General features: G+C 48.4%; 10 protein-coding genes and 1 tRNA gene. 5 read left to right on the top strand and 6 right to left on the bottom strand.

What is annotated here, in order from left to right; all coding sequences use genetic code 11:
• Positions 1 to 189 (bottom strand): hypothetical protein (locus tag ACOJS8_RS16025; protein ID WP_420149553.1); only part of this gene is annotated, 189 nt, incomplete at its 3' end.
• Positions 190 to 225: 36 nt separating this feature from the next.
• On the opposite strand from ACOJS8_RS16025, the gene ACOJS8_RS16030 reads away from it, so the two are divergent.
• Both ACOJS8_RS16030 and ACOJS8_RS16035 read left to right on the top strand, forming a co-directional pair.
• Positions 226 to 1,098 (top strand): porin family protein, encoded by an 873-nt coding sequence (locus tag ACOJS8_RS16030; RefSeq protein ID WP_420149554.1) that lies wholly within the window; start codon positions 226 to 228, stop codon positions 1,096 to 1,098.
• 122 nt (positions 1,099 to 1,220) lie between these two features.
• Positions 1,221 to 1,838 carry a DNA-3-methyladenine glycosylase family protein gene (locus tag ACOJS8_RS16035; protein ID WP_420149555.1) on the top strand — a complete coding sequence of 206 codons (618 nt, stop codon included), beginning with the start codon at positions 1,221 to 1,223 and terminating at the stop codon, positions 1,836 to 1,838.
• Between the two features lie 22 nt (positions 1,839 to 1,860).
• Here the strand turns inward: ACOJS8_RS16035 and ACOJS8_RS16040 are convergent, their stop codons facing one another.
• The 5 genes from ACOJS8_RS16040 to purL form a co-directional block, all read right to left on the bottom strand.
• The gene (locus ACOJS8_RS16040; protein WP_420149556.1) at positions 1,861 to 3,273 is read right to left on the bottom strand and encodes a DUF4403 family protein; all 1,413 of its coding nucleotides are present in this window, start codon (positions 3,271 to 3,273) and stop codon (positions 1,861 to 1,863) included.
• Positions 3,274 to 3,307: 34 nt separating this feature from the next.
• Complete coding sequence (locus ACOJS8_RS16045; RefSeq protein WP_420149557.1) at positions 3,308 to 3,466, bottom strand: FeoB-associated Cys-rich membrane protein; 159 nt, start codon at positions 3,464 to 3,466, stop codon at positions 3,308 to 3,310.
• Between the two features lie 72 nt (positions 3,467 to 3,538).
• On the bottom strand, positions 3,539 to 4,093 hold the full coding sequence (locus ACOJS8_RS16050; RefSeq protein WP_420149558.1) for a YfiT family bacillithiol transferase: 555 nt from the start codon (positions 4,091 to 4,093) through the stop codon (positions 3,539 to 3,541).
• Between the two features lie 134 nt (positions 4,094 to 4,227).
• Complete coding sequence (locus ACOJS8_RS16055) at positions 4,228 to 5,028, bottom strand: inositol monophosphatase family protein (protein WP_420149559.1); 801 nt, start codon at positions 5,026 to 5,028, stop codon at positions 4,228 to 4,230.
• Positions 5,029 to 5,162: 134 nt separating this feature from the next.
• Positions 5,163 to 7,406, bottom strand: a complete 2,244-nt coding sequence (gene purL / locus ACOJS8_RS16060) for a phosphoribosylformylglycinamidine synthase subunit PurL (protein WP_420149560.1) — start codon at positions 7,404 to 7,406, stop codon at positions 5,163 to 5,165.
• Positions 7,407 to 7,583: 177 nt separating this feature from the next.
• Here purL and ACOJS8_RS16065 point away from each other — a divergent pair.
• The 3 genes from ACOJS8_RS16065 to ACOJS8_RS16075 form a co-directional block, all read left to right on the top strand.
• Positions 7,584 to 7,668, top strand: a tRNA-Ser gene (locus ACOJS8_RS16065).
• Positions 7,669 to 8,189: 521 nt separating this feature from the next.
• A complete protein-coding gene (locus tag ACOJS8_RS16070; RefSeq protein ID WP_420149561.1) occupies positions 8,190 to 9,611 on the top strand; it encodes an MBOAT family O-acyltransferase in 1,422 nt (473 codons plus the stop codon).
• Between the two features lie 2 nt (positions 9,612 to 9,613).
• Positions 9,614 to 10,231, top strand: a 618-nt coding sequence (locus tag ACOJS8_RS16075; protein ID WP_420149562.1) for a hypothetical protein, incomplete at its 3' end; no start/stop codon positions are given.

The following is a 10,231-nucleotide window of genomic DNA, read 5'->3' on the forward strand; positions in this document are numbered from 1 at the left end:
AGAACCACCGAAGGACGGCCCTCTGATTTTGAGCGTGAAAAATAATGTTTCGTCCGGATGGACCGTATTTTTCTGAAAAATCCTGTCCAGCCGGACGAAAACCCTTTCAGGCTGATCTTTCTTCACTTCAACCGATTGAAATGTCAGTTCAAACAACCTGGCGCTGGACGTAGCGAGACAAGCTCCCAATTTTGATGCAGTAAACAACAAAAAACTATTTGCATCATGAAGGTTCTCCTATCACTACTTACCTTATCGCTCGTTTCGCAAAGTCTGCTGGCTCAGTCTAAACCGGCTCCGCGTAAATCAGTCACCCCTGTTAAACGCACAACGACCGCCCGAACCGTTACCCCTGCAGCCAAAAAACCGGCTCCCGCAGCACAATACGTAGCGCAAACTTCCAATACGGCGCCAGCTCCGCAACAGCAGCCGCGCCAGGAACAGCAGGCTGCTGTGTACGTAGCACCTGAAAAACAAGCGGCCCCGGCTAGTCGTGCTGCTCAATACACAGCTCCAGTAAGCGCGGACAACAGTAATTTCCGAATTGGTTTCCGGCTCGGCGCCAACTCCTCCACAATTGGCGGTATTGAGCCAGAGACTTTTGGCGAAGGAGTTAAAGCCGCCCGCACAATTGGCTTCCACGGCGGTGTGATTTTTAATTTCGGCGGTCCTAATTTTTCAGTACAACCCGAGATTCTTTACACCCAGTATGGCATTAAAATGACGGCTGGCCCCGATTATTTGCAGCTTAAATACAATGTCATTGATGTGCCCGTGTTGCTCAAGGCTTCGTTTGGTCAACCCAATCTTCGGTTTTTCATCAATGCCGGGCCAGTAGGTAGTTATACTTTAGGCGGAACCCTTTCGATTCAGGAAGCGGGCCAGTCGCAGTCGGGAAAAATCGATATGACCAATTCCGGACGTTTCTCTTTTGGCGCAATGGGTGGAGCTGGTGTAGCTGTGCAAGCCGGTCCTGGCGCGGTTCAGTTGGAAGCCCGCTACGCGTATCTGTTTTCGAGCAATGAAGATGGCACGAAGCTTCATCCTCAAAACGCCATGCTATCTGTCGGTTATCTGATCCCGCTGGGTGGCCGCTAAGTCACAACTGTTACTCAGCAAATAAGCCCGCCTGACACAAAGTCTAATGTGTCAGGCGGGCTTATTTGCTGAATTATGGGTTAACTTGCCTTGGTAACGAACCGATCCTTCTACTACGTAGTATGAATGAGTCAGCGATTGCTCACATCGCCCAGGACCCGACTATGGCTCGCCTTATTGCTGAGACACCCGCTCCTAAAATCTTTACGGATTACGCTGGCGACGTTTATTTAGCGCTGCTCGACAGTATCGTTGCCCAGCAGATTTCCACAAAAGCCGCCAATGCCATTTTTACCAGATTCCGGGCGCTTTTTCCGGATAATTACCCCTATGCGGATGCACTTTTGCGCAAAACAACCGACGAGCTGCGTAGCGCCGGTTTATCGTCTCAAAAAATTAAATACCTGCAAAGTGTCGCTGAATTTGCCTTAACTCATCCCATGGACCACGCTTATCTGGACGTAATGACGGATGAGGAAATCGTCCAGTATCTGACGCCCATAAAAGGCGTTGGCCGCTGGACCGTAGAAATGTTGCTTATGTTTGTGATGAAACGTCCGGACGTATTTCCGATTGATGATCTGGTCATTCGGCAACGAATGCTACGTGCCTATCCGGAGCGAACAGAAGGGCTGACAGGAAAAGCCCTGTTCAAAATTCTGCATGAAATTGCTGATTCCTGGCGACCATACCGGACTACGGCCTGTCAGTACTTATGGCGCTGGAAGCCGGTTGGATAAAGGCAGGGCTATCCCTGCCCAATCACAACCGCTTCACCTTCACGGCTACTTTCGATTCAACCCGGATAAGGAGCTGAACACCGTCGGGCCGCACAATAATTCGTTTTGGAACCAACTGAAACGAGTCGATATCGAGATTGGTTTTTTTTCCAGCTTTCCCACGGGCAAAAGCTGCTTCTATTTTCTGCGGGATGGTAGAAATCGGCTGACGTAACGGCACCACCGTAACTGTCTGAAGCGTATCACGGAAGTGGTCGTGCAGGAGCCAGTCAGCGGTGGCAAATAGTTTTTCTTTAGTATCTACATCGAAATCAATGTCTTTCATACGTAGTGTATTGGTGAGCGTATCGTAGGCCGGATTACCATGAAAATACAAGGTTCCGTTTACGGCTCCAGCAACATCTGTTTTTAGGATCAGTTTTCGTCCGCTTCCCGAAATCGTGGCACTTTTCACCTTTATCCGGCCACCCACCAGGTCCAGCTTGTTTTTTTCCAGTGTCCTTTCCAACACCTTGTTCACATCGGAATACGGAATAAAAGCCAGCACCGCCAGCCGGGCCGAATCGGGTAAGGATTTTCGCAGCAAAAGTCTGGGTAACCGCTCTAACGTATCGATGACAGGCCGAGGGCCAAAGCGCGTCCGGACCCGGAAAGCAATCTGAATCGGCACAGTGATCTGCCGCTCATTTCCATAGACGGGCGCAGCGGCAATACTAAACGGTTTGGGCAGTAGCCATATATTCTCGGGCACTTTAGCAACCCGTAGTGGCTCCTGCATGTCAGTCCAGATCTTGCCGACTTCACGATCAAGACGAAGTCCTTTGTAAACGGCCGCGTCAATGGCTCGCTCAATATCGACCTTTCTTTTGTCGAGAATATTTTCAGCTATGTTTTTAACCCCGATTTTTACTCCCAGCAGGCGAAGGGTTGGCTTCTGCGTCCACTGATATTCCTCGAATTTAACCTTCGTCAGCAGATGCCAGTTTGACCCTACAGCGACAGGACTCGTGAATTTAACGGCCAGCGCACAAAGCGGACGGCTTTTGCGTTTTTTTTCTTTTCGTAAGCCAATCGGATTGGTATACCAGACTTGCAGGGGTGCGGAAAAATAAACGCGCCGGTTAGCGTAGTGAATCTGAACAGGCCCTGTTCGCTCGACCCGCAGGTGCCAGGCTTCGCCCTTTCTTCCTTCGAACGTTTCTTCGGGAACCAGCGTAGTGGCAAGACCTTTGTTTATTTTTTTCTCCAGATCACGGATGTTGAACGTAATATCACCCGCCATATAGGAAACCGGGTCAGTAGCCGCAGGTTCAAACTCTTCCCTGACGGGCGCGTCTGGCCGAACTCGCTTACAACCGCTCAGACTGAGTAGGATAGCGAGCAAAATTAAAAGTCCGATGGTGCGTTGCGCATTCATTGCAACAACAAAACCCATCGGATTAAAAAATGTTAGGTAACGGGGCTTATATTCATTTTTCGGCAACCGCCGTTCTGGCCTGGGCATCTGTAGCGCAGCCACATCCCTTCCCGCAACCTGCTTTCTTTTTCGCAAAAAAGCTTCGGTAAGCTCGGTTACCCAGGTACGTTAGCGCAGCCAAAAAAACCAGAAAAATAATGAGTTCCTGCATGGGAAAAGATGTATGATACAGCATGTAGGCTATATGAATTTCGGCAGCAACGAATCCATCCTATATCATACTTTATACATTTTTTTCCGTCCATCCGTTCCGTTCGGCCAGGCGGTAAGCATGCTGGTAATGGTGTTTGCAATGCCAGGCATAATGCGCCACCAATTCATCCAGCGAGAATGTCTGTTGTGAACCCGGATGATAATACGTACGCAGCAGGTCGTCGCTCGTCAGTGCCTCCAGCACTTTCACCCAGCGCTGGTGCAGATTGCGCAGAATGACCAGTGAAGGGGCAATATCAAGTTTAGCGTCAGGCAGTTTAGCCCATTCGCCTTCTTCATACGGTTTAACGGTTGGGTTATCTTCCGTCAACGTTAGTTTTGTACGCACGTATGCATTGATATGACTATCTGCTACGTGGTGCACCAATTGACGGACCGTCCAGCCGCCGGGTCGATAGGGCGTATCCAGTCGGTCATCGCCCCATTTGCCTACCAGCTCAGTTAACGTAACAGGAAATTCTTCAATAATGGCGATATGTTGTTTTGTTTCGTCAGCAGCGTACGATTTTCCATTAACAAACTCACCAATGGGATAGCGGAGTAATTCGAGGTCTTGATCTTGCATCGTGTTTATCAGGCTTACGATCCGGTTGATTAGCCCGGTAACCTTTCTGACACAAACATCACTGTTTCGCGCACTGTTTCAATCGTCCGGTTAATAAATTACCAACGGGCCGGTTCCACGACCGAACAAAGCCATTACGCCCAGTATTCCTTAATTACGCGAATCAGTTCAGGATGAATACCGCAGGCCGCCACTACGTCGCCCCGAAACAAAAATTCGTCGCCCCCCTCAAAATCGGTAACCATACCACCGGCCTCGCGAACGAGCAACACACCAGCGGCCATATCCCAGGAGTTGAGGTTGTACTCATAGAACGCTTCGAACCGACCGGACGCTACGTAGGCCAGGTCAATCGCAGCCGAGCCCATCCGGCGCAGGCCGTGGGTCTGCTGCATCAGCGTTTCCAGAATCTGTAAATACTTCTGCATCTGATCGAACCGATAATACGGAAAGCCCGTAGCAATCAAACTTTCGCCCAGTTGAGTGGCGGGCGAAACTGAAAGTTTACTACCATTGCAATACGCTCCCCCGCCCTGCCAGGCCGAAAAACACTCATTTCGACTAGGGTCGTACACGACTCCGGCAATAGGCGTTTTTCCCTGCGCCAAACCGATACTGACGGAGAAAACCGGTAAGTTATGAATGAAATTGGCCGTACCATCGAGCGGGTCAATTACCCAGTTGAGAGCGGTTTTGTCGGCTTCCAGGCCGGTAGTACCTTCTTCGGTGATAAAACCAGCTTCAGGCAGTAGTTTATGCAGTCGTTCAACCAGTTGCTTCTCGGTTTCTTTATCGACGTAGGAAACCAGATTGTTCAGCCCTTTATATTCAATGGCTTCGCGCTGAAACTGGCGCCGTTCCTGGAGTAGAAATGCCCCGGCATCGGTGGCTATCGTACAAATTTCGCGGGTAAGTGCGGCTAAATCGTGCGGCATCACGTTGATTTATTTAAACCAGAAAATCAGTTGTAATCATAAAATTTAACCCCACCGGGATCTGGTTTTATAGAAAACTGGCTATAAATATCAGCCCTTAGTGGGGTCAAATCGTCGTATAAAATACGTGTTACTTATTTCATAATCTCGCCCAACGAATTGTCGTACAGCTTCTTTGCCTCGTAAACGGTCATAACCGGCGTTTGATCTACTATAAATTCGCTCTCCGTTACGGTTCCCAAAAAAACGAATGGCAGAAGCGAATCGTTTAGATAGCCTGTTACGTGTTGCTGCTGTTCGGGCGAAATGGAAATAACCACTCGACTCTGACTTTCCCCAAACAGGAATGCATCGGTACGCCAGCGGGTATCGGCATGAATGGTAAATCCTTTCTCTCCCGCCATCGCTGATTCTGCCAACGTAACGAACAGGCCACCGTCAGAAACGTCGTGAGCCGACTGAAGCCAGGCATGACGTATCATCGTTTTGACGCCTTCCTGCACGCGCCACTCTGTCTCGAAATCGAAATTCGGCGCCCCCGATTCTTTTATGCCTTTATAAGAATAAAGATATTCCGACGAAGCAATATCGTCTTCCGACGGGCCAACGAGGTAAATAAGATCCCCTACGTTTTTGAAATTAAGTGTCGTTTGGTGGTCAGGCCGTTCCATGAGGCCGAGCATTCCAATAGTAGGTGTTGGAAACACGGGGCCATCGTCAGAGCTTTGATTGTAGAAACTGACGTTCCCCCCCGTTACCGGCGTACTGAAACGGCGACAGGCTTCACCCATGCCCTGCACGGCTTCCACAAAATGCCAGTACACTTCCGGTACGTATGGATTGCCAAAATTCAGGTTGTTGGTCACCGCCAGCGGCTCACCACCCGAGCAGACGATGTTTCGACAGGCTTCAGCCACGGCAATCATCGCGCCCTGACGCGGATTCGCATTTACGTAACGGCTGTTGCAGTCAACGGTGATGACGATGGATTTTTCAGTAGCAGGTAATCCGGGACCTTTGACACGTACTACGGCCGCATCAGATGGTGCGTTGGTGCTGCGATTGGCGGTTCCCACCATTGAGTCGTACTGTTCGTACACCCACTTACGCGAGCAGATATTCGGATGCGCCAGCAGGTGTTCGGCTACTTTTCTGATCTCGTCGAACCCAATATCGTCAACATCATCAATCTTGAACTTGGCAAATTCCTTGATGTAGGCAGGTTCTTTGTATTCACGCTGATACTGAGGTGCCCCCCCACCCAGGACAAGATCATAGGCTGGTACGTCGGCAACGAGTTCGCCATACCGGTAGAAATGGAGTCGCTGCGTGTCGGTTACTTCGCCGATTTGCGCGCAGTTCAGATCCCATTTGTCGAAAATAGCCTGAATGACGCTCTCTTTTCCTTTTTCGATCACGACCAGCATCCGTTCCTGGGATTCCGAAAGCAGAATCTCAAACGGTGCCATATTGGGTTGACGAGTCGGTACTTTATCAAGATCAATGATCATTCCATGCTCGCCTTTAGCGCTCATTTCGGAAGTCGAGCAAATGATGCCCGCTGCTCCCATGTCCTGAATACCAATAACGTAGCCCGTCGCAATGATTTCGAGCGTAGCTTCGAGCAGCAACTTTTCCATGAACGGGTCACCGACCTGTACGGCGGGCAGTTTCTCCGTCGAAGCCGCCGTAATATCTTCTGACGCGAACGTAGCGCCGTGAATGCCGTCTTTACCCGTGGCTGAACCGACAATAAATACGGGATTACCTACACCGTAAGACGTCGCTTTAGCTACCTTGCCGACTTCAACAATGCCAGCCGAAAACGCATTGACGAGCGGATTGGTATTATAACATTCATCGAAATAAATCTCTCCTCCCACCGTCGGAATACCAAATGCGTTGCCGTAATCGCCGATGCCTTTCACTACGCCACGTAATAAACGCTTGGTTTTCGTCAGATTCAGATCGCCGAAACGTAGTGAATTCAGTTGGGCAATGGGTCGGGCGCCCATCGTGAAAATATCGCGATTGATCCCTCCGACTCCCGTTGCTGCGCCCTGGTAGGGTTCCAGCGCCGACGGGTGGTTATGCGACTCAATCTTGAATGAACAGGCCAGTCCATCGCCAATATCGACCAGGCCGGCGTTTTCCTCCCCAGCTTTAGCCAGCATCCGGTCGGAGTCGCGGGGCAGGGTTTTGAGCCACACGATGGAGTTTTTATAGGAACAATGTTCCGACCACATCACGGAGAAGATACTCAGTTCCGTAAAATTGGGCTGACGGCCTAAAATCTGATTAATTTTGTCAAATTCGTCGGGAAGCAGGCCCAGTTTACGGGCAGTTTCAACAGTAGGTAGCGATTCAGTAGCGTCCATGTTATCTAATTGTGAATGAGCGAATCATAGAACGCTGGAGTATAGGCTGTGCCTGATATTCTCGCTTCTATCACTCACCCAATCGCTCATTGAATAAGACAAAACTACAGTTTTTGCCCCAAAATGCCCGATAGTGGGTTGACAAATCTCAAAACACGTGTATATTTGCACCCAGAAAGAGAGATGGCAGAGTGGTCGATTGCGTCGGTCTTGAAAACCGAAGACTGTAACAGGTCCGGGGGTTCGAATCCCTCTCTCTCTGCAAAGTCCTGTCAACAATTGACAGGACTTTTCTTTTTAGTAACACGTACTGACTTGAATAACAACCGATTTTATTATTCTCGGGTTACGGTCTACTAATCTTTAATGGCATCAGATAAGCCATCCATATCAATCTATACGGGTTGAATTTCCTCAGCTGTCTTTAGATCAGCAGTATCTTATCTCACTCTTATTTGAACGTATCGCCCACTTGGATGCGTGCGTGGTAGTGATTATCGAGCCGTAAGCACCCTGTTTCCTCCGCATCCAGATCGACATACCCGACCAATAGTTGGGCCGGTTGTTCAGCTCACCGTAGTAATACGTAGCACAATCGCCTTGATTCGTTTGTCGATAATGGGGGTAGCTACACGCTCCGTTTCAGATGTTGTCGACTTATTTAGGCACCCAATAACATCAACAATCTAATACATGCTTTTCCGCCATAAGCTACTTTGTTCATAAGTTCTTGCTTCAATATATTTATTAAGTTTGCCATACTGCAGAAACCATAGTTATTGTATGCTTTTTAATTCTTTACATTTTTTCTACTTTTTTATTCTTGTAACGTCCATTTACTACGTATTACCCCATCGATATCGGTGGTTTCTTCTACTAACGGCCAGTTGCTATTTCTATATGGTATTCAAGCCGGTATACATTCTCATTTTACTGGCAACCATCCTGATTGATTATCTGGCTGGAATTTGGATTGAACGCAGCCAGGGTAAGCAAAGACGCGTATGGCTAATCTTAAGTCTGGTTGCCAACATTGGTGTGTTGTGCTTTTTTAAATATTACAACTTTATCAACGACAACATAACAGCGGTGCTAGCCAGTGTACATACACAAAATCCTGTCCCCTACCTAACAATGCTTTTGCCTATTGGTCTCTCGTTCCATACATTTCAGGCCATGAGCTACACGATTGAAGTATATCGGGGTAATCAGAAGGCTGAACGCCACTTAGGCATCTATGCGCTCTACGTTATGTTTTACCCCCAATTAGTCGCTGGCCCCATTGAACGCCCACAGAACGTATTATGGCAATTCCATCAAAAACACCCTTTTCAACTCTCCAACTTAGGAGCAGGATTAGAGATGATCTTGTGGGGTCTTTTTAAAAAGGTGGTCCTGGCCGATCGGCTAGCCATGTTGGTAAACCCAGTATATAACGACCCCCAGCATCAGCCTCCTCTCGTGTTGCTGATAGCCACACTTGCTTTTGCCCTTCAGATTTACTTCGACTTTTCGGGTTATTCAGATATTGCCCTCGGCACGGCCCGTACGCTTGGCTATTCACTTATGGTTAACTTTCGACGGCCCTATTTGTCTACCTCTGTAGCCGAATTCTGGACTCGCTGGCACATATCGCTCTCAACCTGGTTTCGGGATTATTTTTACATCCCGCTTGGTGGTAATCGTGTGAGTGTACCCCGTTGGTACGGTAATCTACTGTTTACTTTCCTGTTATCGGGGCTTTGGCACGGACCAGCCTGGACGTATGTAATCTGGGGGGGATTAAATGGCCTTTATCTGATAGGTGAAAATATTACCCGGCCTATTACCAAACACATTTCGCTTACGATCCGGCAACCTTTAGGATGGCTATTGACAATCTGCCTGATTTGTGTGAGCTGGATTTTTTTTAGGGCTAATTCTTTTTCAGATGCTACGTATATTCTGACTCATCTTTTGCCTGTTGATCGTTCTGAGATCGCTAGTCTCCGAGGTATACTTTCCAAGTACGATCTGGTGGTTTTGGTAGCCGGGTTGCTATTTATTTTCCTGTCAGAAATCATCCAGGAAAACCCAAAACTGTCACGCCGGTTCGTGCCCCACTCGCAGCCTCTTCGCCTGGCAAGTTATTATTTGCTGGCTTTATTTATTCTGCTTTTCGGCTTGTTTTCAGTTCAGGAGCAATTTATCTATTTTCAGTTTTAATCATGCAAAAGCAAACAATTTGGCTACTCACCTGCCTGGTGTGCGCTACTGTCCTGCTTTACTTTGTTTTTCAGATCGGGCTGGCTACCTGGGTTCGGGATCAGTCTGTTTACGTAGCATCTTCGCTTGATAAGGAGAGACGGCTCGAACAGATACCCGGTAAACGACTTGTCTTGGTAGGTGGCTCTGGGCTTGCTATGGGGTTGCAAAGTGCCTATTTGCAAAAAATAACGAACCGTCCTGTTGTCAATATGGGCCTGCATGCTGCTCTGGGTTTGCCCTTTATGCTACGAGAAGCCTTGTCAGGTATCCGGCCCGGTGATACGGTAATCCTGTGCCCTGAATATGAATTAACCTCGGGCGATCCCAGATTACTTTCTCAGTTGGTAGACGTTAATCCAAAGGCATATAGTTTTTTAAACCTGACTGTGAGCGATCATATACGACTTCGGGTACAGAATATGCAGCGTTGTCTGATGGCAGGATTTTATAAAGTTACCGGACTTACAAAAGTGGACCCAATTTACAACCGCCAAAACTTCAATAAAGAGGGGGACGTTCAGGGCCATTACGGATTACAAGCTCAACAAAAACTTAGCGATCTGGTCAAGATTAAGAAT

The sequence above is a fragment of the Spirosoma sp. genome, from assembly GCF_048594605.1.
Taxonomy (GTDB): Bacteria; Bacteroidota; Bacteroidia; order Cytophagales; family Spirosomataceae; genus Spirosoma.